Here is a 25,262-nt window from a genome sequence, read left to right as displayed (position 1 = left end):
ATAAAGCGCACCAAGATTTATCACAACGCACCACGTTAAAACATGCTTTTCACTCAGAGCCAAAATAGCACACCACACCTTGCGTGCTTTGGCTTTGGGTTCATTTTTCTGTACGCCTCTAAAACAAAGGTTTCACAATTTATTTTTAAGATCCATTTGTTTCATGGCATATAACTTGCGAATGTCCTGCTTTAAGTCATCTCAACAAATCATCTCAAACATCAGAGGAAACACACCATGAAAGCAGTAATTATAGGCGCGGGTATCGGTGGAATGTCAGCCGCCGCCGCATTAAAGCAACAAGGCATCGAATGCGATATTTTTGAAGCGGTTAAAGAAATAAAGCCCGTAGGCGCCGCTTTGTCTATTTGGTCAAATGGCGTGAAATGCATGAATCATTTGGGAATGGGCGACATCATGGATGCCCTAGGTGGCCCGATGCACAACATGGCTTACCACGACGGCATGAGCGGCTCCGTCATGACGCAATTCAGCCTAGCACCATTAGTAAAATCTGTCGGCGAACGCCCTTGCCCCGTATCACGGGCCGACTTACAGAGCCAAATGATTGACCATTGGGGCAAAGACAACATTCAGTTTGGTAAACGCCTAGAAAAAGTTGAACAAAACGAACATGGCGTCACGGCTTACTTTACCGATGGTAGCACGGCAACAGGCGACATGATGATCGCCGCAGACGGTGCACGTTCCGTAGTGCGGGAGCATGTCATTGGTTTTCAAACCGACCGACGCTACGCAGGCTATGTGAACTGGAATGGTCTAGTGGACATTAACGAAGACATCGCCCCTAAAGACCAATGGACAACGTATGTGGCAGAAGGCAAACGTGTTTCCGTCATGCCCATTGCCGATGGTCGTTTCTATTTCTTTTTTGATGTGCCGCTACCAACCGGCTTAAAAGAAAACAGAGAAACGGTGCAAGCCGATCTAAAAGGGTATTTTAAGGGTTGGTCAACGCCTGTCCAAATTTTGATCGATTCGATCGATCCAGACACCACGAATCGAATTGAGATTCACGATATCGATCCTTTCGACACGCTAGTAAAAGGCAAAATTGCCTTATTGGGAGATTCTGCTCACAGCACTACGCCAGACATCGGCCAAGGCGGTTGCTCCGCTTTAGAAGACGCCGTCGTCTTGGGTCAATGCTTCGCGGCCAGCCAACACATAGAAACGGCACTTAAAAACTATGAAGAAAAACGCCACTTCCGTGTTAAAGACTTAGTATTAAAAGCCCGTAAACGCTGCGACGTCACACATGGCAAAAATATGGAGGAAACTCAGGCTTGGTACGATGAACTGAAAACAGAAAAAGGCGACAACATCATCGCGGGACTCCACCACACCATTATGGGTGGACCATTGGCGTAAGGCGTTTTCAAACCAAAAAACACGTAGAAAACAAAATGGCTGCTTTGTATGATTACAAGCAGCTTTTCAATTCAAGGCGCGCTAGAAACAACACCGGTATCGAGCAGTGTGCTCTCGACAAAACTACCCACAAAGCTTGATAACGGCACCGCTCGGCTAAAATGATACCCTTGAAGATGATTGCACTCTAAGTTTTTCAGCTCTTGACCGGTCTGATGGTCCTCAACACCCTCAGCAACCACACTGCAATGTAGATTCTTCGCCAAAAATAAGGTTGATTTAACAATCGCATGATTCACTGAGCTGACAGTCATATTCATAACAAAAGAACGGTCTATTTTTATTTGTGTTATCGGTAAATCACGCAACAAAGACAAAGAAGAAAAGCCAGTGCCAAAATCATCAATACTAAATTTAAAACCAATCTCGTTAAGGCGCAGCATCATTTTTTTGCCTGCGTACAAGTCTTTTAGCATCGCATTTTCTGTGATTTCAAAAATCATCTGATGAATACACAAAGGGTCTCTTTCTATCAGCTCAGAAGCGAGTTCATATAAAGCATTCGTCTGCAGATCTTGCGCGGATAAGTTCACATGCAAACAGCCCGTAAAGCCCTTCTTCTTCATAATTTGCAAATCAGAAAACGCCTTGTTAATCACCCAATGTGATAATTTTCCAATTAAAACACTCTGCTCCGCAATACCAATAAATTTTTCAGGAGAAATATAACTTCCATCTTCCTGCGGCCAGCGGATCAGCGCCTCTGCCCCATAAATACTGCCATCGCCGTTTACAATAGGTTGATAAAAAAGTCTAAACTCTTCGTTATCTAACGCCTTTTTAATGCGAGAAGATAAAATTAACTTTTCACTTCCCCCTTTATCCAGTTCATCTGTATAAAAAACGTAGTTTTTATGATTATTTTTGGATTCATACATGGCGATATCGGCTTGCTTAAGAAGCACATCCGTATTGCTTGAGTGATGGGGAAAACTACTCACACCAAGACTCAAAAAAACACTGACATCGTACCCAGTAATATGAAATGGCACCTTAAACGATTCATGCAACAGCCCCACTAACGCAATCACATCAGCTCCATCGACCGTGTTCATCACCAAAGCAAACTCGTCTCCCCCCATACGGGATACAAACACATCACTTGGCAGAACCTCGTTGAACCGTTCTGACACAGCAACCAACAGTTGATCGCCATAATAATGCCCCAACGCATCATTGACCTGTTTAAAATTATTCAAATCTATTGATAACAATGAAAACGGCGACGACTTGCTGACAGAAGAATCCATAAATTCAATCAGGTTTTTACGGTTTGCCAGACCCGTTAAACTGTCATGTAAAGCGTTATACCTTTCATCAATCACGCTTTGTTCCAACTCTTGAATACTGCGCTGACTTAACAAGCTAACAATCAAAACAAAAGCACCACCGCCAAATAAAATAAAAGACATGGTCACGTCAATTATTTCAACAATGGAATTCGTCAGCTGAAAATAAGCAAAACCACCATAACCCAGAATAAACAACACAATGAGAAAGAATAAAACACGCCAACCCAAATGTTTATCACGGTTGCAAATATCATAGGTAGGCTGAAGGCTGGCAACCAAAGCAAACATGCCAATAAACGTTAAAACTACATACATAGCATTCATAAGGAAGTGCCTACAAAAGAAATGGCCAATATTTTATATAGTAACCTAATTCCTCTTATTTATAGGGATAAATTACCCCCCCCTTTAATCCCAATGAAAATCGAATAAAAGCAAAACGTGCTTCTGCTACGAGGTCAGCACTTCCCTATGTAATATAGCCATCCAACACTCTCCTAAAGTTGCACTGTCTGATCCAACTGATCGGATTGCTCGCAGGCATCCAGCACTTTTTGTACCTGCAACCCAGCATCAAAATCGGGTTGTTCTTGATTACCCGACAAAATACTGCTGACAAAACGTTGGTAGATATTGGGCGTGCTTTGGCATTTTATGGTTTTCCAAACGCCATCAATCACATCTTCATCCAAGCATACTTCTAGTTGATTCCATTCCTGATCCAGCTTTAATGACACTTTCACTGCACCTTTATCGCCATGCACAACCAACCTTAAATCATTAAGATTTCCCGACGCCCAACGAGAAGCATGAATAGACGCCATAGCCCCATTTTGCATTCGAGCGGTGATCAATGCGCTATCGTTGGCATCGAGATGGTATTCACCAATCTGATTATTTTCAGCTTTATCAAAGGTCGTGAGAGTACAGTGTACACTTGCGAACTCGCCAACAGGAAAACGAACAAAGTCCAGTATGTGAACGCCCACATCACCCAACACCCCCTTACTACCGTGTGCACTGGATAGCCGCCATAACCAAGTGTCTTCGGTCTTCCAATCCCCCCATTTAGGCGATACCAACCAACTCTGTAAATAACTGGCTTCTACATGACGAATATTGCCGATACGTCCCATTGCAATAAGCTCACGTGCTTTTTGTAATGAATGAGCATTTCGATAACTCAAATTAACCATATTTATGCACTGTGCTTTTTTTGCAGCGTCAGCCATTTCTTTGGCATCCGATGCATTAAGTGCTAATGGTTTTTCACATAACACGTGCATTCCCGCTTCCAGAGCTTGAATCGATAGATCTTTGTGAAATGGATCCGGTGTCACAATAGAGACGGCGTCCACCTGACCGCTGCTAAGTAGAGCCTCTACCGATCCAAAGGCATAAGGAATATTATGAGCCTCAACAAAGCTTGCAAGGCGCGAAGCATTTAAATCGCATGCTGCGACCACTTCGCAACTGGCTATTTTTGAAAACTCTTCTGCGTGAACTCGCGCCATACCGCCAGTCCCAATAATGCCGATACGAATCATTATTTAAAGCCCTCTTCACCAGACTTATGCAAACCTTCGCCTTTCACTTCAATAGGGTTTGGAGCCTGATCAGCCGGGACGCAAGGACATGAGTCGATCCAACGGCTACCCTCAGGCTGTGACCATTTCACCGCATTTTTTAAGACACGTTTCACCTTGTCATCATAGTAAATAGGGTAGGTTTCATGGCCCGGACGGAAATAAAATATTTTGCCATTACCACGCCGATAGACAAGACCTGAACGGAATACTTCCCCGCCCTCAAATGCACTGATGAAAATAACTTCATCTGGGTTTGGTACAGCAAACGGTTCGCCATACATTTCAGTATGAGGTAACTCAATATAGTCTCCCACGCCTTGAACAATAGGATGACCAGGATTAACTACCCAGAGTCGTTCACGTTCACCAGCCTCACGCCATTTTAGAGAACAGGTCGTTCCCATTAAACGTTTAAATATTTTGGCATAATGACCGGAGTGAAGGACTAATAAGCCCATCCCCTCGAGTACACGTTTTTGAACTCGGTCAACAATTTCATCCGCAACATCACCATGAGCAGCGTGCCCCCACCAAAGCAAAACATCGGTGTTATCTAGTTTTTCTTCGGTAAGACCATGCTCTTCATCCTGCAAAGTCACACTGGTTGCTTCAATATCCTGATCTTCATTCAAGCCCTCAGCAATGCAGCTATGCATACCATTAGGGTAAATACGAGCGACCACTTTATTGGTTTTTTCATGGACATTTTCCCCCCACACAGTCACTTTTATTGTCATTTTTTTCTCCTAGATACTTTTTGATGATGGAAAAGAAAGTAAACGTTTACGTAGCGTAACTTAAACGTTTACTCAAAAAAATAAAAGCCTTTTTTGGAAAAATTAATACAACAAGTTTTGAAGCATTAGAGGCGGTGTAGCTAGAAAAAGAAGCGTTAAGCGCTCTCTCGGCTAACGAGTCGTGTCATCACTTCAACAACACGTGGAGGAAGCCCATCTAATTGCTCTGATAGCAAACTGACAGCCGCTTCAGCAATCTTAGGAATGTCTTGATGGATAGTGGTAATCTTATTAGAAAATCGTGGAAGGTCGTCAAAACCCGTTACAGAGATATCCTCAGGAACTTTATACCCAGCATCCTCTGCGGCTTGAATAACACCAACCGCCAATTCATCATTTGCGCAAACAACAGCGTCGTAAGGGAAAGGCTCAGAGGACTGGAAATGCCCCATCATCTGACGATAAGCACTTAGAGAAGAGCTAATTTGACTAGGCACATTATCAAAATTTTCTTGAAGTCCTAGTTCAGCAACCGCTTTTCGATAACCACGTAATCGCCCTTGACTTGTTGAGATGTCGATATTCTCACCTAAAAAAAGCAGGTTTTTCCGACCTTTTTTAAACAAATAGTGCGTAAGTTTATACATGCCATTTGCCTCATCAGTGACAACAGAAGCACCCACTCCTGTTTCTAAAGTGACGCAGGGGAACTTTTGCCGATCAAAAATCTCAGGGCGATCATCTTCTGCAGCGCCCAATAAAATCGCTGAACATGCCTGTGAAAACACGTCCTCAATATTTTCATAGGCAAATAAAACGGGCACTAAACCCTTTCGATGCAAATATAAAGTTAATGCTTGATAAAGATGAACAAAATAAGGTCTATCAGAAAATTCATAAGGAGAAGGCGGCATACACAGCGCCACAACTGGCGTTTTCCCAGAGATTAGCTGACGAGCCATGACATTCGGTTTGTAATTAATCTCTTCACTCAAAGATATAATTCGTGCACGTAATGCTTCACTAATGCCAGGCTTTCCATTTAATGCTCGACTTACCGAAGCTATAGAAACACCAGCTAAACTGGCTAGTTCATGAATCGTAACGGACTTATTACTCATGCGAATAGGATCACTTCTGAAGGATTTTAAACATATCGATAAGAATATCGCAAATTCACCCTGCAAGCGACTAAGACCCAAACACACTCCCTTCAAATACCCTCATTTTAAAAAAATCAAAAAAACCATACAACAAACATTCTTCTGGGAAGGCTGGGAGTGACTTAGAAACCCCACAGGATTACTTGACCATTACACAATTGTCGGTACGCATTATTTAAACCTTCGCGTAGCTCCCCCGCGACATCGTACATCGTTTCTTTATCTTCACTGCCAATGGCGCGATTAAGCCGAGTGACCTGTATTTTTAAATAAGATAACGCTTGAGCCAGCGAATCATGTAACTCTCGGGCTATTGCGTTGCGCTCTTGCAGTATCGCTAAACGACACGATTGATCTTCATCCGTTTTAAGGCTCATGCCAATCGCCAATTGGTCAACAGTGGATTGGATCAGCTGCTCTTGCCACACTGATAACAACGCATGCTCCGGGACACGGCACACAATCAGGCCGTAATCGCGCTCGTTACGCACTAATTGAAAACGGTAGATCGCCACACCTTGGGTAATTTCGATCAACCCACGGCTTGAAATACGCTTGCTGCAGTTTTGCTTGGCGCACAACGACTTATCAATTTCACTGGCTGGTTTTATCTGTAAGTAGGGGCGACTGCCTTCGGTGGTCATTAAACACAACTCAATATCGCCAAGGCCGGTCGTGGTAGATAAGCGTGAAATGATTTCGTCGTAGTTAATGCCTTGCGGATTGTATTCAATAATAAATTTGGCCGTATCGTATAAAAATTGCAGTGCATTATTAGACTGTTGTAATGCTTGCGTTTTTTCATTCACCTGCTGCTCAATCGAGTCGTAATTATTAGCAATCGAGTGACTCATAAGATTAAACGTGTTGGCCAATACTCCTAACTCATCATCATTAGGGCTGTATATTTTGTGATTAAAATCACCCTGCGCGATACGCTGAGCCATGGCAGTTAATTGGTTGAGCGGCTGTCCTACATTCACCCTCAGTAAATACATCACCAAGGCCGATACTAACAAGGTGGCAAACAGCGCAACAATTTGCACTATACGAAAGCTGCGTACTTTTTGCTCGGCATCTTTTTGAATACTGTTGACCATCACATCAAGCAACGTGATTTGGCGGTCAAGCTGAGCTTGTATCTGTGCCAGCGAGGGTTTTTGTTTGCTTTGTTGCCGCTCACGCAAGCTCGGCAACAATTGGTCTTGCCAATTGGTAAATGCCGCTTGGTACAAGTCACTGACATTCGGTTTGGAATATAAAAACGGGGTGAAAACCGAGTGCGCCCAAGTCGCCTCTAGCTTGCCTAAGGCACTCACCCACTCTGCCGTGTTAGGTGTTTCTTGCAGCGCGACCAACCCCATACGCATAGTTTGCACGCGCAGAGAACCTGCGACATTAATCGCCAGAGAATCATTTTCGGCGCGTTCCGACAACCAATAAGAAATGAGCATGGTACTCATACCTAAAAGTACTATGCCTGACAGCGCAATGCTTAAACGCACGATAATCGATTTTTTATAGACCAAAGATTTCATAATAATATCGCTATTAAATTAAGTAAGTTGCGCCGGGGTAATGGATTCACTTAGTGCACATGGCCTATCACATCATTACCCATTTTGATGCATTGCATTGGTCAGCGTAAGAGATGTCTTAACGTTTAACCACCTCGCCGAGCGCAACGTGTATCTTGACATCCTCCCCGCCCTAAATGACGGGGCTTCACGCACAGTGGGGTGATAGTAGCGGCCAAGAACATAATGACGAATTTTTAACGACCCTGGTGCACCACTAAGATCCCCTATCACTATAGCGAAAACAAGCCCGCTGCCCCACCGCAGTGGGCTATTTCTTGGAGTACTCCCTCCGCGCCAGTGGCGCTTAAAGCACTCGACATACACACACAGAAAAATACAAAAATTCAAACAAATCAATTCACTAACTAAAAATAAAGCTACCCACAAAGTGGTAGAAAGGGCTTTTAGAGCCGCTTTTACTCGACTAGCCGTGGTGTAAACTTTGGCGCAGTATTGAAGCGTCAATCGTAAACCCTAAGCAGTTTGTTCAAAAACGAATAAAAGTTTGCTTGCCTTTTTGGAGCCGTTACGCAATGAGCCATCTTCTCGATAAATTACGTTTTTTAAAAAAACGCCAAGAAAGTTTTGCCGATGGGCATGGCGTTACCACTAATGAAGATCGCACCTGGGAGCAAGGTTATCGCCAGCGCTGGCAGCACGATAAAATTGTGCGCTCCACCCACGGCGTGAATTGCACCGGCTCTTGCAGCTGGAAAATTTATGTGAAAGATGGCTTGATCACTTGGGAAACGCAACAGACCGATTACCCACGCACTCGACCTGATTTGCCCAATCACGAACCGCGCGGCTGTCCACGCGGCGCCAGTTACTCTTGGTATATCTAACAGCAAAAAAGCCTATAAGGCTTTGTTAAGCAAGCCTTTCAAAGCGATACCCCATTTGATAATGATTGGCCAACTTCTGATGGCTATGGCACATACCCGAAGTGTTCGAACACATTAACATGAACTTCTAACCAGTCGTACCTGGATGACTTTTCACTGGCTTCAAATTAATCGTGGCGTGTTGTAAGTAGCTCAAATTTTATAAATATCACCTACTCGAAAGTACCTCATAGAGAGACATTCATAAAAGATCAAATACAGGGATTAACGCCTAAATACCCCGCGTAGTGCAGATTTTCTGAGGCCAGCACCGATGGAGCGTACTTGATTGACTTGCCATGGGGCATGTACCATGATTAGGTATATATTGGTACTTATGAGGTGTGACATGGCTAAAAATACAAGCATTACCCTTGGTGAACACTTTGACGTATTTATTGCCAACCAGTTAAGTACAGGGCGATATGGCTCTGCGAGTGAGGTTGTACGCGCAGGCTTGCGTAAATTAGAAGATGAAAAGCTTAAGCTTGAAGCCTTGCGAGTATTGATAGAAGAAGGGCGCGCTAGTGGTTCAGCCGAGTATAGCTACGACAGCTTGATGCAAGAGATTGATGAAGACCTTGGCAAATGAATACGTTTTCAGTTTCCAGAGCTGCACGCAAAGATTTGAAAACTGTTGCCGGTTACACTCAAAAAGTATGGGGAGCATAACAACGAAGAACCTATCTCAAAAGCTTGGATCTGGTATTCATTTTTTAGCTGAAAATCCTTTAGCTTGCGCCCTGTGTAATGATGTTGCTAAAGGTTTAAAAAACATCGGTTTGAAAATCATACAATATTTTATGATAAAGTTAATGATGTAACCCTAATTGTGCGCGTTCTTCATAAAGGTATGGATATTGAACTTAACTTTGAAGAACCATAACACCCTGTTAAGGCAAGACCTTAGCACGGAAAAGCTCGATGTTGTAATAGTCTCCGGCAAAATCACGACCACGACGAAATTTTTTCCGTCTTATATTATTCCTGCTAGTGAGCTCGCAGAAAGTGGCCCGGTGCCTCTTAACGCTAATATCTTATTGCTATTTTCTACATTTCAGTTCAAAAAACCTTTGGCAACTCATCCCACTTAGTCGTGTAGGACGGCGAAAGATAATCTCGTTTCATCGCCCACTGAGCTGACACGCCTTGCGAAGCGAAAAAAACCTTGCCGAAGCCGCGGTGGTTGATTTTATCTACGACACGCATCAGTGCTTTTGAGTTCATTCTCGTGTTGTCTGTTTGGAATAAATCTTGTTGAAAGGCGCCATGTTCGTAGAAATCAGCCAGCATCACGCCAGCTTTTATATAACGAAAGCCTTCACACCAAAGTCGATTAAACAGCACGTTGGCCACTTCTAATAAGTCTCGCGTATCGTCGGTTGGGTTGGGGAGCTCTACAGAGAGAGTTTTTGAATACTGCGGTTCATTAGGAATAAAAGGACTGGTTCGAATAAACACATTTACCACGCGACAAAGACGCTTTTCCTCACGCAGTTTCTCGGCGGCTCTGGTGGTGTACTTAGCAATGGCTTCCCACATTTCGCGCTTGTCTGTCACCTTATGACCAAATGATCGGCTGCAAATAATCTGCTGCTTTGTCGGCCTCACTAATTCTAAATCCAAGCACGACACACCATTCAACTCCCGAACGGTTCGCTCCAACACCACAGAAAACTCACGTCGAATCGATTTAGGATCCGCGTTCGCCAGATCGAACGCGGTATGAATCCCCCTCGCCTTTAACTTTGCCGTGGTACGACAACCAACACCCCATACATCACTTACATCCACAATTGCCAATAATCGCTTTTGTCTATCAGAGTCCATCAAATCCACCACCGAACCGGTTGCCGGGTATTTCTTCGCTGCATGATTAGCCAACTTCGCCAGCGTCTTAGTAGGCGCGATACCAATACCTACCGTAATGCCTGTCCATTGGTCGACCTTAGCTTTTACTTGCTTGCCGAACGCCAGCAAATCCGTAATATGATCAACACCCGTTAAATCCATAAAAGCCTCATCGATGGAATAGACCTCCAGCCGTGGCGCCGCTTCTTCCAGGATCGTCATCACCCGATTGGATAAATCAGCATACAGTGCATAGTTCGACGAAAAGCACACAATGCCGTGCTTTCGTATCTCGTCCTGAACCTGAAACATAGGCACGCCCATCTTGATGCCAAGCGCTTTTACTTCTTTAGAACGTGCGACAATACAACCATCGTTATTCGACAACACCACAACAGGCGTGTTTTTTAAATCTGGCCGAAACAACTTCTCGCAACTGGCGTAAAAATTATTGCAATCGACCAAAGCAAAGACTGTTTTCATCCGCCGCGCTCGTACTTACGAACCACGCCCGTGACCACACCGAAGATTTCCAGCCCAGACTCTTCAGTAATATGAATCGCTTTGTAAGCTTTATTTTTCGGACGAAGCAGTACATTAGGTTTTAGCTCCAGCGTTTTCACCGTCATCTCCCCATGAATACAGGCGATCACAATATCCCCATGACGTGCGGTTAACGAGCGATCGACTACCAACACATCACCCGAATAAATGCCCACATCAACCATAGAATCACCCTGAGCGCGCACATAAAAAGTCGCGTTTGGGTGAGCTACACAGAACTCATTTAAGTCTAAGGACTTTTCAACAAAGTCCTGAGCAGGCGAAGGAAACCCCGCTGATACCGAATCCACATACAAAGGGATTCGCACACTATTGGCCGCGATAAACACCGCCGACTCAGACACACCAAGATACGTCACACGCATGATCAACACCAAAATAACTGTATATTTATACAGTATAGTTTTAAGTGGTACAAATGACCAAGCGAATTTTTACAAGAGACAGGATTTCCGAATGTTTGCACTGAGATCAGGGGGGAGCATCATTCTTGACTCCGACACAACGCCCAGAATGAGACCCTAAATGCGCAGACTCGGTGAAGTTAGAGTGACTGAACTCTACTGAAGAGTAGATTAACCAGACTGGGCTTTATGATGAACTGGAAGCATCTGATAACCGCCCTCCGTCGAAACAGTCACCGCTTGAGGGCCAGAGAGTGAACGGTTACGAAAAAGTTGTATGGCGTTATTGTAGAAGCTAGAAAACAGGAGGCTTTATTTATTTTGTGTTAGAGAAATTGGTCACAAGAGCCTTCTACAAAACTTCTGACTGACAGATAGGCATCAGTCAAAAATATCAATAAAATACAACAAGTTAGAGAGTAATAGAACATTTAGAATAAAGACTATTTAAGTCCATTAATGGTCTTTCTGGTCACACAAAAATGTGACCACAAGATTAGCGCTATCTCAGAAAACCAAAACTGCCCTAAGCTCACAACTTCCTCATTTGGTGTCAATTAAAGTAAAAAACTGACAGTTTCCTTGCAAAGAATTTCACGTCAAAATAAACGTTTTGGTCACAATTTGGTCACAGATTCGCCACATGGAATTTTAAGCCTGTTTTGTCTTTTTGGACCGACGATTTACAAAAAATCTAAAAAAGATGACATTGAAGGTCAGATGGTAATATTTAATCAATCTGGTGACTGCAGCAAGCGTGTATCGGTGTAAAAACGAGTACCTATAATGACTCACTCTACAGACAAAACACTACAAAGACTTATCGAAATAAAGCCGGGTATTTTAAGTAAAGCACTGATATGGAAGGATATTTTTTAAAAGTATAATTTGAAATGGTTGCGGGAGCCGGATTCGAACCAACGACCTTCGGGTTATGAGCCCGACGAGCTACCAGACTGCTCCATCCCGCGACATTCTAAACTATTGATATATATATAGCTTATTTTCAGAAATGTAAGATAAAACTATGTGACCAAACTAGACTGATTCTAGTTGGTTGCGGGAGCCGGATTCGAACCAACGACCTTCGGGTTATGAGCCCGACGAGCTACCAGACTGCTCCATCCCGCGACATACTAAGCTATTGATATAGTTTAGGTTTTTATCTTTTTTGACGTTGAATTGTTGTGACCAAATTAACCTGTATGGTTGCGGGAGCCGGATTCGAACCAACGACCTTCGGGTTATGAGCCCGACGAGCTACCAGACTGCTCCATCCCGCGACAAATTAATTCTTTCAAGAATCACTGACAATTTCATTCGATTAGTTGGTTGCGGGAGCAGGATTCGAACCTACGACCTTCGGGTTATGAGCCCGACGAGCTACCAGACTGCTCCATCCCGCGACTAATCTTTGTTGCACTTAACTGTTTCTGGACAGTTAATGAATTACCATAAATGCGTAACCCGTGCTAACGAGGTGCGTATTATAGGGAGATCGGAGCAAGAGTCAAGTGTGTTTTACGAGAGATATGAAGTTAAGTGAAAATAGTTTTTCTATTTGTATTTTTAAACTCGAATCACATCAGAGCCGTAAAGTACTTGTAACCCTTCTTTACTCAATGTAAAAAATAACCATCTGAATCTTTCTACTACATCAACTAAGAGACCGCTATGACAAAAATTGCAGATATCTTGAAAAAGTCCGGTATTCCAAGCCAAGAGGAAGCGTTACCGGGCCGAAAGGCACCATTGGAAATTTCTGGGATTCACGCTGTTAATGGTGAACCCTTTACCCGCTCTTTAGATAATAAAGAAGCGAGCGTTATTCTTGGCATGGGTTGTTTCTGGGGTGCTGAGCGCAAGCTGTGGAATACACCTGGCGTACTGGTTACTTCTGTTGGTTACGCGGGCGGCTTCACGCCAAACCCTACTTATAAAGAGGTGTGTTCGGGGCAGACTGGTCACAGCGAAGTCGTGCAGGTGGTGTTTGATACTTCCATTATCTCCCTAGAAGGTGTTTTAAAGGTATTTTGGGAAAACCACGATCCTACTCAAGGCATGCGCCAAGGCAACGACATAGGCAGCCAATATCGCTCCGTCATTTACACAACCAACAATAAAGATATGGAAATCGTAGAAGCCAGTAAAGCAGCCTTTCAAAAAGAACTGCTCAGCGCTGGCCACGGCATGATCACCACCGAAATTGAACCACTCGACACCTACTACTTCGCTGAAGAGTATCACCAACAGTATCTTCACAAGAATCCAAATGGGTACTGTGGTTTAGCTGGAACAGGCGTAAGCTGTCCTATCGGCTTAAACGTGTAACTTTTAAGTAACTGGAAACAATCATTTTCTAAAAGAAACAAGTCATAAAAACGAAAAGGCCGAATCGCAAAACGATTCGGCCTTTTTTAGTAACGTCTATTTAGACCCAGATTAACCATCAATATTGATGTTGTACTCTTGGTCGTTGTAGATGACTTTGATGGAGTCTGCAGTGGTGACGCTACCACTGTCATTGGAGTCAAGATCCGAGCTTGTTCCAAAACTAACAACATCTTTGTTATCAACAGACATTTTGCCATCCTTGTTAATTGTAACTTGCTCATTTAAATAAGCCGTTACAGCGTCTTGGTCTGCACTATTCACATCACTAGGCAGTGTCAGCAAATCGCTTATATCCAATGCATCTTCAGAGGCATTGAAGTCCGTAATGGTATCCACACCATCATCAGTCAAAATAAACAAATCTTGACCTGCACCACCTGTCATCGTGTCTTGACCCTGTCCTCCAATAAGCACGTCGTTGCCATCACCACCAAATAATGTATCGGTACCGTCGCCACCAAGTAAGAAGTCGTCGCCGCCACCACCATATAGTTTGTCTTGGCCCGCACCACCGTCTAATCGATCAGAAGAACTACCAGAACTATTAGAAGTGGTTTGCTCACCTCCATATAGTTTATCGTCGTCATCCCCACCTTCAAGCCAATCAGATCCACTGCCACCAATTAGCGTATCTTGTAAATTCATACCTTTAATATGATCATCACCAGCATTACCATCTATGGTGTCATTATTACTCGTCCCAGTAATATCTGAACCTTTAATATCATCATCCCATGTCGTTGTATTGTTTGCCTGCAGCGAGTCTGGCGTTGTATCTTCAATGCCTGTATTAGATTCAAACCATGCAAGATTAGAGTCTAAATTGGACGCTACGTTTTCGAAGAAAGTACTCATATTCAAATGCAATGTACTTACTGCCGAGTCACCGTCAGCATCGGTGACAGTGTAGGTAAAATCAATAACTCCATTGCCAGCGTCAAACTCCTCGTATTGATAAAACTCCCAAAGGCCTGTTGCTGGAGTAAGGTGAACTTCATACACGACAGTGCCATTAGAATCTATCGCTGTAATAGTATTACCATCTGTGGATACATTAACTGTAACGGTCTTACCGTTTGATGTGCCAGCTTCACCAGATGTAAGACTAATAGAGCCCAATCCATCTGCACCAAAATCTCCAACGATCTTACCGGATGCAGTAGAGATAGGCTCACTGCTTGAGCTACCCCCCAGGGTAATAGACTTAATTGAAAAGTCACTATTATCACTATCAGCACTATTTCCATTGGCGGTTGCTTCAAATACGATCTTATCAAACCCACCCTCTGAAACAGAAAAGTTAGTCGTATAATCTCCACTAATTTGGTCAGAACTAAAAGTCTGAGTCGCAATTAGCTCACCATCGCGGTAGAAATACGCAACGCCCGATTCGAGTTCACCGCCACCGCCATACATATCGGTTAATTCAACACTAGCGGAATAAGCAACCTCACCTTCACCTAATGAAACGATGATTTGCTCAGATGACCATTGACCATCATTGTAGACATAGTCAATTTCACCATCATATCGAGCTTCTTGATGGTAAGTGGGTCCATGATTACTAGAATGATTGACATCATAAGAAGCCACACCAACACCATTCTCATCACTATAAACCCCAGCTATATCACTGCCTGCAACACCTTTAGCTGTAATTGTTATACTGTTACCAGTGCTTGCATCTGAAATACAAATCGAATCTTTGTACTTTTCATTGGTTGCGAGATTAAAGGTTCCATTGACCGTTGCATCATTCCCTTCCCCTAAGATAGTTGAATAATACAAATCCGCCGAACTTTCAGGCGCATCATCCTCTATAACAACAGAAACATTCTGCTTAGTAGACACTGCCCCAGAACCATCCGTAGCAACAATACCAAAATCAATAGAAAGGGAATCTTCACTTGTAGGATCAGCATGATCTACCGAGCCAGTCAGGGTAGCTGTATACGTTGCCTTACCATCAACAACATCCGTAATACTGATGGTGACAATTGTGTCGTCGCCAGCACTACCGACCAAATCACCATCACCATTGATTACCCAAGTGATGTCGATGCCATTGGATTTGTAAACAGCTGTAGGAGGAACCAGCGACATACTAAACGTAGCTGAATCAATATCCGAAATCGAAACAGTACCAGATGCCTCAACTGGCTGTTCAGAATCACTGTTACCGTTTTCAAGCCCTTCTTCCGACACAGTTACAAACTCAGAATCACCAGAAGTGATTGATATAACAGGGGCGTCATTCACAGCGTACACCGTCACACTAATATCTTTCGACATCTCTACCGTATCAGCATTACTCGTCTCAGTAGACGTGGCAGTCAAACTAATTGTGAAGGTTCCATTGTAATTTTCTGGCGTCTGCAAAGTAACGTTGGTGAAATCGGTCTCATTACCAACATCAACCATTTTGTTTTCATCAAATACGTATTCTTTACCATCAATGGTAATTGACGTTCCTTCAGGCGCACCAGAAAGAATGGTATTTAATGTTTCCGATCCATCTTGATCAGCCAAACTGATGGTGAAGGCCTCTAATTGAACCGAGGAGTCCTCATAACCAGAATTCAACATTAAGTAATGATCAACAGTGACCCCATCTTCTTCATAAACCGCCTTGCCAGCATTTGGAATGGTAGACGTTGGGTACATAGAAAAAGAATCTGTGCCAAAGTCTTGGGGATAACCGCCATTAATACTGACAGCGAGATTAATACAACCACCACCATTTTGATTATGGTACGCAATTTCAACAGGGTAATAACCTGACTCAGAGACCGTTAATACACTGGATTCAATTGCTGTATTTCCATTATCCCACTGAGCCTCCGCAACCAAATCACCACCGACTTTCACATAAAAACTATCATCAGCATTTCCTGAGAAGCTATATGATGAACCGGCTACTAAATAGACATACGTTGTCGCAACAGCAAGCGTTCCCTGTTGAATATCGTTAATTGGAGAAACTTTCCCAATAACGCCACTGTCATCAGATGGTATAGTATTCTGCGTTGATTCTAGCAATGCAGTCAGCTGCTCGACACTTGCACCATTACCATCAAAGTCTACCACACCGTCACCATTTGCATCCCCCGCATAAACACCACTCCACAAAGAGTAGGCAATACCTGGAGAGCTACTATTACTCGACTCAGTAATAATTGGAGCATCCGCCACGGCATTCACAGTAACACTAACCGTCGCAGTATCTGTGGAACCATCGGTGTCTTTTACATCATAGTCAAAGCTGATATCACCACTGAAGTCCGCTGCTGGCTCGAACGTCATTTCACCCGTTGCCGCGATCACGACACTGCCATTGTTAACACTGATCGTTTGCGATTCGCCGGTTAATTCAACGTCGTTGATCGCCGTAACTTCTAACCCTCCATCTGGCGCACTGTCATTATCGATTAGATTCAGCGTAATGCTGCCGTCTTCGGCAACCGTCACAGAATCGTTTACCGCGTCAACCGCATCGTCAACTGCATTCACAGTCACGCTGACCGTTGCTGTGTCAGTTGTTGTGCCATCACTAACCGAATAGGTAATCGTCGCCTCACCATTGAAATTTGCCGCAGGTGTAAACTCTAACTTACCGTCAACAATCGTGACCGTCCCCTCTGACGCTGATACGTCTGCATCCGTTATGGTTAAAGTCGGACTGTCAAAATCCACATCGTTAGAAAGTACATCAATAGTAATCGCGACACTGTCCTCATCAGTTGTTGCCTCATCATCATAAGCATGTGGAGCAAATAACTCATCTTTAGTATAAGTATCATCATCAAACGAGAACGACTCGAAGTCGATAAAGGTATTAGTGTCACCATGATCATCAACAATAACGACATTACCAGCATCATCTAATGTTATAGATTGCATTTCTGAAAGCGCAGAAGAGAACACCGCTATATCATTACCTGCACCACCATCAACCGTGAGAGAGTCAGAGTCGTCATTGACATCAACTGTGACGGTATCGTCGCCACTACCTAGCAACACAAAATCATCACCGGTTTCTGTACTCACACTTGTCCAATCACCATGCCAGTAATGAACAATATTAGAGTCTCCGCTGACATTACCTGCAGTGTCCGTTTGAGTTACTTTGAAGAACTCATTATCGTTTACTGGTGTATCAGTAAGGCTTGAAACATCCAAAGACCAAGTTCCATCACTCGATACCGTCGTAGTAACACTGGTTAACTCAGTGTATTCACCTGTTTCATTAGTATCATTACCAGCCGTTGTCGATCCAGAAATAACCCACAATGTAATAACAGCACCAACCTCACCAGTACCGTGCAAAGTCACCTTAGAGTAATCAGAAGATATTGAGTCATCAGTAACTGACGTAATGACTGGAGGAGCGACATATAGATCAACTGAGTAGTTAAGACCACCACCAGTTTCAATGATAATGGTATTACCAGCATCATCTTCAAACCGTGCTGTTACCTGTAGTTTATGATCAGAATCACTAGCTAAATCGGAACCCGTAACTTCTAAAGAAAAACCTCCATCACTCTGAATGTCTTCCGCTTTAACCATGTATTCATGCCCATTGATCGTAACGACAATATCCTTAGCATTAGTGTCATTTTCAACAGCAAAGATACCAGTTAAAGTAACCGTTCCCTGAGACTCTATAGCATTAACAATACCGTCCTCAGTAACGTAATCAAAATACAAAGCGGCTGTAATAGTAGTATCTAAAATAGCAGTATTAGTAACATTACCTTCGTTACCCGCTGCATCAACAACAGACATAGAAACAGTTAATGAACCATCAACTAAACCAGCTAAATCAAGCCCTTCGACAGACACATTACCTTCGCTATCGACTGATATAGCAGAGGCAGGAACAGATAATGTATTGGCAGGATTCGCGCTATCCGTGATCACAATACCAACTACGGAAGCTCCTGACTCAACCTTACCAGTCAAATCCGTAGAGCCACTTTCAATTTTATTTAAATAAATATCACCATTAGTCTCAAATGAGATTGTATTAACACCATCTCCATTTTCTGGCGCGGTCGTATCCATCGTCGCACTGTCTGAACCTTCCGCTGACGTGTTACCCGCAACATCCGTAATGGTCGCCGTCACGCTCAACGTCGCGCCTTCTGCTGGCGCCGCTACCATCGTCAACACTTCGCCCGCTTCGATTTGAGCGTCTGTCAGTACGATAGCCGCGCCGTTCACCGTCAAGGTATCACCACGTACCGCATTGGTGCCCGTTAGAGAAACGATCACGTTCACATCACCATCTAGCTCCGCTGCGCTGATGTAGCCGTTGTCGTTCACATCTTCTGTGATCGTGACGCCTGGCGCACCCGCCGCTGTGCTGTCTTCTGTGTCGAAGTCGCGAGTCGCTTGTTCCGCCGCGTTGCCCGCCGCATCGCTCACATCCGCTTTCACTGTGTAGCTCGCTTCATCTGCGAACTCGCTCATGTCCACGCCGCTGATTGACCAGTTGCCGTCTGCGTCTACTGTGGCTGTGTTGCTGTAAACAACCTCATTGTCCGCATCAACCACGCTCACGCTCACAACTTGGCCTTCTTCGATGCCTGTCGTTGAGCCGCTTAGCGTCACGCTGTCGTCTTCGCTGTCATCCACCACGTCGTCGGTCGCGATCGCATTGATGCTGATTGTGCCCGCTGTGCTGTCTTCTGTGTCGAAGTCGCGAGTCGCTTGTTCCGCCGCGTTGCCCGCCGCATCGCTCACATCCGCTTTCACTGTGTAGCTCGCTTCATCTGCGAACTCGCTCATGTCCACGCCGCTGATTGACCAGTTGCCGTCTGCGTCTACTGTGGCTGTGTTGCTGTAAACAACCTCATTGTCCGCATCAACCACGCTCACGCTCACAACTTGGCCTTCTTCGATGCCTGTCGTTGAGCCGCTTAGCGTCACGCTGTCGTCTTCGCTGTCATCCACCACGTCGTCGGTCGCGATCGCATTGATGCTGATTGTGCCCGCTGTGCTGTCTTCTGTGTCGAAGTCGCGAGTCGCTTGTTCCGCCGCGTTGCCCGCCGCATCGCTCACATCCGCTTTCACTGTGTAGCTCGCTTCATCTGCGAACTCGCTCATGTCCACGCCGCTGATTGACCAGTTGCCGTCTGCGTCTACTGTGGCTGTGTTGCTGTAAACAACCTCATTGTCCGCATCAACCACGCTCACGCTCACAACTTGGCCTTCTTCGATGCCTGTCGTTGAGCCGCTTAGCGTCACGCTGTCGTCTTCGCTGTCATCCACCACGTCGTCGGTCGCGATCGCATTGATGCTGATTGTGCCCGCTGTGCTGTCTTCTGTGTCGAAGTCGCGAGTCGCTTGTTCCGCCGCGTTGCCCGCCGCATCGCTCACATCCGCTTTCACTGTGTAGCTCGCTTCATCTGCGAACTCGCTCATGTCCACGCCGCTGATTGACCAGTTGCCGTCTGCGTCTACTGTGGCTGTGTTGCTGTAAACAACCTCATTGTCCGCATCAACCACGCTCACGCTCACAACTTGGCCTTCTTCGATGCCTGTCGTTGAGCCGCTTAGCGTCACGCTGTCGTCTTCGCTGTCATCCACCACGTCGTCGGTCGCGATCGCATTGATGCTGATTGTGCCCGCTGTGCTGTCTTCTGTGTCGAAGTCGCGAGTCGCTTGTTCCGCCGCGTTGCCCGCCGCATCGCTCACATCCGCTTTCACTGTGTAGCTCGCTTCATCTGCGAACTCGCTCATGTCCACGCCGCTGATTGACCAGTTGCCGTCTGCGTCTACTGTGGCTGTGTTGCTGTAAACAACCTCATTGTCCGCATCAACCACGCTCACGCTCACAACTTGGCCTTCTTCGATGCCTGTCGTTGAGCCGCTTAGCGTCACGCTGTCGTCTTCGCTGTCATCCACCACGTCGTCGGTCGCGATCGCATTGATGCTGATTGTGCCCGCTGTGCTGTCTTCTGTGTCGAAGTCGCGAGTCGCTTGTTCCGCCGCGTTGCCCGCCGCATCGCTCACATCCGCTTTCACTGTGTAGCTCGCTTCATCTGCGAACTCGCTCATGTCCACGCCGCTGATTGACCAGTTGCCGTCTGCGTCTACTGTGGCTGTGTTGCTGTAAACAACCTCATTGTCCGCATCAACCACGCTCACGCTCACAACTTGGCCTTCTTCGATGCCTGTCGTTGAGCCGCTTAGCGTCACGCTGTCGTCTTCGCTGTCATCCACCACGTCGTCGGTCGCGATCGCATTGATGCTGATTGTGCCCGCTGTGCTGTCTTCTGTGTCGAAGTCGCGAGTCGCTTGTTCCGCCGCGTTGCCCGCCGCATCGCTCACATCCGCTTTCACTGTGTAGCTCGCTTCATCTGCGAACTCGCTCATGTCCACGCCGCTGATTGACCAGTTGCCGTCTGCGTCTACTGTGGCTGTGTTGCTGTAAACAACCTCATTGTCCGCATCAACCACGCTCACGCTCACAACTTGGCCTTCTTCGATGCCTGTCGTTGAGCCGCTTAGCGTCACGCTGTCGTCTTCGCTGTCATCCACCACGTCGTCGGTCGCGATCGCATTGATGCTGATTGTGCCCGCTGTGCTGTCCATCGCCGCACTGTCTGAACCTGTACCAGACTCGTTGCCCGCCGCATCCGTTTGTGTCGCCGTGACTGTGATCTGCGCACCTTCCGCCACGCTTTCTGTCCACGTGATCGTGCCCGTCTCGGCGTCGTAGCTGTAAGTGTCATTCTCAGACAGATCCGCTGCGCTCAACGTCACGGTGTTATCGCTATCGCCATTACCGATGCTCAACGTCACTGATCCGCCTGCCGCAAGATCCGCCGCATTCACCGCCACACTCACTTGGACGTTGTTATTGCCCAACTCGTCTTTGCTGATCAGACCATCATTATCTGTATCGTCAACGATGCTAACCGTTGGCGCACTCGCTGCCGTCGTATCAACTTGGTAATTTGAGTTAGCAGTTACAACAAGAATATTCCCTGCATTGTCGCTCAGAGTAATTGTTGCATCGATACGTCTATCTGAATCTTGGGCAAGATCACTACCAGCAACATCTATGCTAAACAAACGATTAGTAACGGAGCCAGAATACTCTTTACCATTTAAAGTAAGAGTAACTATATCGCCATTTTTCACATCCCCAGAAACAATCCCAGTAATAGCTACAGTACCTTGAGCTTCAGCAGCAGAAATAATGTCATCTGATATAGACATTCGTCCATTAATATCAACATCAACCGTATGAGTCGAAGTACCAACACTATTAACCGTATTACCAGCAGCGTCAGAAGACGACACAACTGCATCAAACGCTGTATCCGCTACCAGATCAGAACCTGTAACATCAACAGACCATTTACCCTCTGAATCGACGGTGGTTGTGTAGGCTGTTTCGTTGATGGTCATGGTGACGGCGTCGCCTTCTGCGATGTCGCCGCCGGTTGCTGTGCCGGTAACAGTGATGGTTTGTGCCGATTCTGTTGCGTTGATGATGTCGTCGGAGGTAATGGCGTCGATGGACACGGTGCCGGCTTCAGCAGCAAGGTCTAGGGTGTATGTATGGGTAGCCGTTGCTTCACCACGATTACCATTATTATCGAAAGCGTTTACTTTACCTTCAATGACTAGGTCGCTGTCGCTGGTCAGTTCGCTGGCACCTAATGTAAGGCTGTATGTCCCGTCGACAGCCGTTTTAATAGAGTAAGTCTGTCCATTTACGGTCAATGTGACGATGGCCATACTGAAGTCTGTACCAGTAACATTACCCGTAATGGTAATAGTGCCTTCTGATTCTGATTTATTGATCACATTGTCGGTGGTAATGTCATCAATACTAAGCTGCACATCCAATGTAGATGGCGCGTCGTTATCAAAAATACGCAGGGAGCCCTGCACATCACCCAAAACAGCGTCACCCGTTACGTTTGATAAGGTAACAAACGCCATTTCCATGTCTTCTATTTCTGTATCGTCAGTAATCGCAATGCGGATGACTTTCTCAGTCTCGCCTGGCGCAAAAGTAAGGGTTCCAATGTAGTCGGTATAATCCACACCTGCCGTTGCACCAACGCCGATGGCGTCATAATCAACCGTCACTTCCGTCGTAGACGCTGTACTTAAAGACACGGTGTATTCCGCGAACTCCTGACCTTCTACCGCATAAACGTAGTTAATAGAAACGACCGGACCTGTCGCTTCGACAGTATCATTATCAATAATTTCAAACGAAACAGATTCATCGTAGAAGTTATCACCTGTAATGACGGCATCAAAGTACTCGGTACCTTCCACCTTAACGTCATCAAAAATAGGAATACGCACATCTATAGAGGTACTGCCCGCAGGTAGCTCCATACTAAATGTTGGCCAAGCAACGCTGTCTCTAAATTCAACTGAGTCAAGCGTTACTGCAATCCACGTAGCCCCACCGTCTGTTGAATATTCAACCGGCATAGAGTAATCATCGGCGTATTCGGCAATTTGCTTACCCAGTTCTGCACTGAGGTTTTCACTGGTAAAGGTAATTCTAAGGGTTTGGCTATCGTCAAAAGACAAGGTGCTAGAGAGGGTAAATTGGTTGTAATCGTCACCTTCTGAAACAGACTGTACATCGGTAGACAGGTGAGATTTAAACGTATCCAATGTTGAGGAAGTAACCTCTTTGAATACTGTCCAATCTTCCACACGATAATCTAGGCTTAATCCCTCAAGGTCGTATTGATCAATGCCTTCGTTCAATGCGATCGTATAAGAGCCATCACCGTTATCAACTAAGGTCCCAATTCCTGCGTAAGCGCTTGACAAACTCACGTTGGACACCAACAAGTTTTCCGCCACAACTTGCTTAGCCACCGCACCGGCCAGCAGATCACTGGCTAAAAAGGTAATCTCGCCATCCACTTGACTGTAGTTGTAGCTAACTTGCCCACCGGGTATGTCAATCGTATCCACGGTGCGCTCATCAAAGCTAGAAGGTGCACGATCTCCAGCCAGTTCGCTAATCGTCGAGGTAAGGTGCTCGACGGCATCCGTTTCAAATACGTTTTGGCCAGAACCATCCGATAATTCGCTTTCACGAGTAAATACGATGCCCACATGAGCAAGCGCCTCTGAAATCATCTCTTTGCCAGCGTCACTGATGTTCAGCGTATAATCAGCAAAAGCATCGCGCATCGTTTGTGTAATGGTGAGCGTAGTATTAGCCGAAGGCATATTGATGATGTCGTTGGTATTCAGAACGCCATCTGAACTGTCGCTATCTTGCAAACCCTCACTGATGGCTTGTAAGAAAATCGCCATATTCTCAATATAATTAAGATTCGTATTGGATAAGTCTACGCCGGCAATGTCTTGTAGAAAAACGATACTTCCCTGAATGGACGATGCAGGAAATTCAGCAATCGTAACCGCACCCACGGTAAAAGTAATAATATCGCCATCATTGTATTGGAAAGACCCATCAGCCCCCTGATCGCCCGTCAAACCAGACAATCCACTGGACGTACTGTACGAAACACCGTTTACCAAGCCATCAGCAAACTGAGCGACGTTTGGCGTCACAAGGGCTCCAGAACCTGAACCTGAACCCGTTTCATTATCAGTGCTGCTATCAGAAGCGGCGCTACGACCCAAACCGCGAAGGGCAAAAGACGCAATATTCGGCGCTGAGTTTAAGCCACTGCCATTTTCGGTATCGTAACCGTACGTAGGCAAACTGCTTAAGGTGTCATTACCAAAGCCAGCCTGCGCACTGTTGTCATTACGATCGATATCAACGTCAAAACGATCTTGCTCTTCTTGAACCTCACCCGCTGCGGGCGCGTCTTGAATTAATGTCGGGTCAACCCCGGCTAATATAGCGTCTTGTAAAGCGGCCGCCTCTGCAGCAGAATCCGCGACCAAATCGTCGGCATTCCCTGTGTTATAAATTTCATCGGTCATTTCGACAATGGAATCGTTACCAATCACCACTTGAGTGCCGTTGGTAAATTCAATGGTGACGCTTGCACCACCTGCAGTGATAACCATCTCCCCAAAGAAAACAGGATCACCCAGCTTTATCACTCGCTCTTGGCCGTCGAGAGACCGAACCAGAATGCTGCCTTTCATTACTGTGACGAAACCGATCGGATTGCCTAGTGTTGCAAAAGGTTGTTGACTGTCGCTCATGATGTTTTCCCTAAAGTTGAGGAGACTGTAAAAGTCAAAATGTTCGTATAATGACAACTAAGATAGATGAAGCACGCACGCCCGGCCATTGTACCTTGGTACAGTCGAGCGCTTTTTTTTCGGATTCCAGACCATTAAACGGGTTTTACGGACTTTTTCTTTGAA

11 protein-coding genes, 4 tRNA genes and 1 pseudogene are annotated in these 25,262 nt (G+C 45.4%); 4 read left to right on the top strand and 12 right to left on the bottom strand.

The window, feature by feature from the left end:
* Positions 1 to 237: 237 nt before the first annotated feature.
* Positions 238 to 1,392: an FAD-dependent urate hydroxylase HpxO gene (gene hpxO, locus FXV75_RS06385; RefSeq protein ID WP_148831712.1), complete on the top strand. Its 1,155-nt coding sequence runs from the start codon at positions 238 to 240 to the stop codon at positions 1,390 to 1,392.
* Positions 1,393 to 1,463: 71 nt separating this feature from the next.
* On the opposite strand, the gene FXV75_RS06380 is transcribed toward hpxO, so the two are convergent.
* The 5 genes from FXV75_RS06380 to FXV75_RS06360 all read right to left on the bottom strand — a co-directional run bounded on the left by FXV75_RS06380 (position 1,464) and on the right by FXV75_RS06360 (position 7,771).
* On the bottom strand, positions 1,464 to 3,068 hold the full coding sequence (locus FXV75_RS06380; RefSeq protein ID WP_148831711.1) for a putative bifunctional diguanylate cyclase/phosphodiesterase: 1,605 nt from the start codon (positions 3,066 to 3,068) through the stop codon (positions 1,464 to 1,466).
* A gap of 173 nt (positions 3,069 to 3,241) precedes the next feature.
* The gene (locus tag FXV75_RS06375; RefSeq protein ID WP_148831710.1) at positions 3,242 to 4,291 is read right to left on the bottom strand and encodes a Gfo/Idh/MocA family protein; all 1,050 of its coding nucleotides are present in this window, start codon (positions 4,289 to 4,291) and stop codon (positions 3,242 to 3,244) included.
* Positions 4,291 to 5,070, bottom strand: coding sequence for a ThuA domain-containing protein (locus FXV75_RS06370; RefSeq protein ID WP_148831709.1), 780 nt, complete (start codon positions 5,068 to 5,070; stop codon positions 4,291 to 4,293). The genes FXV75_RS06375 and FXV75_RS06370 overlap by 1 nt, the downstream gene beginning before the upstream one ends.
* 155 nt (positions 5,071 to 5,225) lie before the next feature.
* Positions 5,226 to 6,272 (bottom strand): LacI family DNA-binding transcriptional regulator, encoded by a 1,047-nt coding sequence (locus FXV75_RS06365; RefSeq protein ID WP_148831708.1) that lies wholly within the window; start codon positions 6,270 to 6,272, stop codon positions 5,226 to 5,228.
* Positions 6,273 to 6,355: 83 nt separating this feature from the next.
* Positions 6,356 to 7,771 carry a HAMP domain-containing protein gene (locus tag FXV75_RS06360; protein WP_222863095.1) on the bottom strand — a complete coding sequence of 472 codons (1,416 nt, stop codon included), beginning with the start codon at positions 7,769 to 7,771 and terminating at the stop codon, positions 6,356 to 6,358.
* A gap of 575 nt (positions 7,772 to 8,346) precedes the next feature.
* Between FXV75_RS06360 and FXV75_RS06355 the strand changes: the two are divergent.
* Positions 8,347 to 8,655, top strand: a pseudogene (locus FXV75_RS06355) (hypothetical protein); the annotation flags it as partial.
* Positions 8,656 to 9,046: 391 nt separating this feature from the next.
* A complete protein-coding gene (locus tag FXV75_RS06350) occupies positions 9,047 to 9,289 on the top strand; it encodes a type II toxin-antitoxin system ParD family antitoxin (RefSeq protein ID WP_148831707.1) in 243 nt (80 codons plus the stop codon).
* Between the two features lie 470 nt (positions 9,290 to 9,759).
* Here the strand turns inward: FXV75_RS06350 and umuC are convergent, their stop codons facing one another.
* The 6 genes from umuC to FXV75_RS06320 form a co-directional block, all read right to left on the bottom strand.
* Entirely contained in the window at positions 9,760 to 11,031 is a 1,272-nt protein-coding gene (umuC, locus tag FXV75_RS06345) for a translesion error-prone DNA polymerase V subunit UmuC (RefSeq protein ID WP_148831706.1), read from the bottom strand.
* The gene (umuD, locus tag FXV75_RS06340) at positions 11,028 to 11,477 is read right to left on the bottom strand and encodes a translesion error-prone DNA polymerase V autoproteolytic subunit (RefSeq protein WP_148831705.1); all 450 of its coding nucleotides are present in this window, start codon (positions 11,475 to 11,477) and stop codon (positions 11,028 to 11,030) included. The genes umuC and umuD overlap by 4 nt, the downstream gene beginning before the upstream one ends.
* A 933-nt stretch (positions 11,478 to 12,410) precedes the next feature.
* A tRNA-Met gene (locus tag FXV75_RS06335) sits at positions 12,411 to 12,487 on the bottom strand.
* Between the two features lie 83 nt (positions 12,488 to 12,570).
* Positions 12,571 to 12,647 (bottom strand) — tRNA-Met (locus tag FXV75_RS06330).
* 75 nt (positions 12,648 to 12,722) lie between these two features.
* Positions 12,723 to 12,799 (bottom strand) — tRNA-Met (locus FXV75_RS06325).
* A 46-nt stretch (positions 12,800 to 12,845) separates the two neighbouring features.
* A tRNA-Met gene (locus FXV75_RS06320) sits at positions 12,846 to 12,922 on the bottom strand.
* Positions 12,923 to 13,190: 268 nt separating this feature from the next.
* Between FXV75_RS06320 and msrA the strand changes: the two genes are divergently transcribed.
* Complete coding sequence (gene msrA, locus FXV75_RS06315; RefSeq protein WP_148831704.1) at positions 13,191 to 13,847, top strand: peptide-methionine (S)-S-oxide reductase MsrA; 657 nt, start codon at positions 13,191 to 13,193, stop codon at positions 13,845 to 13,847.
* Between the two features lie 111 nt (positions 13,848 to 13,958).
* On the opposite strand, the gene FXV75_RS06310 is transcribed toward msrA, so the two are convergent.
* Positions 13,959 to 25,097, bottom strand: coding sequence for an Ig-like domain-containing protein (locus FXV75_RS06310; RefSeq protein WP_148831703.1), 11,139 nt, complete (start codon positions 25,095 to 25,097; stop codon positions 13,959 to 13,961).
* Positions 25,098 to 25,262 lie beyond the last annotated feature (165 nt).

The organism is Marinomonas sp. IMCC 4694, from assembly GCF_008122525.1.
In the GTDB taxonomy this organism is placed as follows: domain Bacteria; phylum Pseudomonadota; class Gammaproteobacteria; order Pseudomonadales; family Marinomonadaceae; genus Marinomonas.
The sequence above is the reverse complement of the archived record's forward strand: the minus strand, read 5'-3'. Positions and strand labels throughout refer to the sequence as shown.

What these genes read in the sequence shown, in the direction of transcription:
- hpxO (WP_148831712.1), top strand. Translation starts at nt 238, where the DNA reads ATGAAAGCAGTAATTATAGGCGCGGGTATCGGTGGAATGTCAGCCGCC.
- FXV75_RS06380 (WP_148831711.1), bottom strand. Translation starts at nt 3,068, where the DNA reads ATGAATGCTATGTATGTAGTTTTAACGTTTATTGGCATGTTTGCTTTG.
- FXV75_RS06375 (WP_148831710.1), bottom strand. Translation starts at nt 4,291, where the DNA reads ATGATTCGTATCGGCATTATTGGGACTGGCGGTATGGCGCGAGTTCAC.
- FXV75_RS06370 (WP_148831709.1), bottom strand. Translation starts at nt 5,070, where the DNA reads ATGACAATAAAAGTGACTGTGTGGGGGGAAAATGTCCATGAAAAAACC.
- FXV75_RS06360 (WP_222863095.1), bottom strand. Translation starts at nt 7,771, where the DNA reads ATGAAATCTTTGGTCTATAAAAAATCGATTATCGTGCGTTTAAGCATT.
- FXV75_RS06350 (WP_148831707.1), top strand. Translation starts at nt 9,047, where the DNA reads ATGGCTAAAAATACAAGCATTACCCTTGGTGAACACTTTGACGTATTT.
- umuC (WP_148831706.1), bottom strand. Translation starts at nt 11,031, where the DNA reads ATGAAAACAGTCTTTGCTTTGGTCGATTGCAATAATTTTTACGCCAGT.
- umuD (WP_148831705.1), bottom strand. Translation starts at nt 11,477, where the DNA reads ATGCGTGTGACGTATCTTGGTGTGTCTGAGTCGGCGGTGTTTATCGCG.
- msrA (WP_148831704.1), top strand. Translation starts at nt 13,191, where the DNA reads ATGACAAAAATTGCAGATATCTTGAAAAAGTCCGGTATTCCAAGCCAA.
- FXV75_RS06310 (WP_148831703.1), bottom strand. Translation starts at nt 25,097, where the DNA reads ATGAGCGACAGTCAACAACCTTTTGCAACACTAGGCAATCCGATCGGT.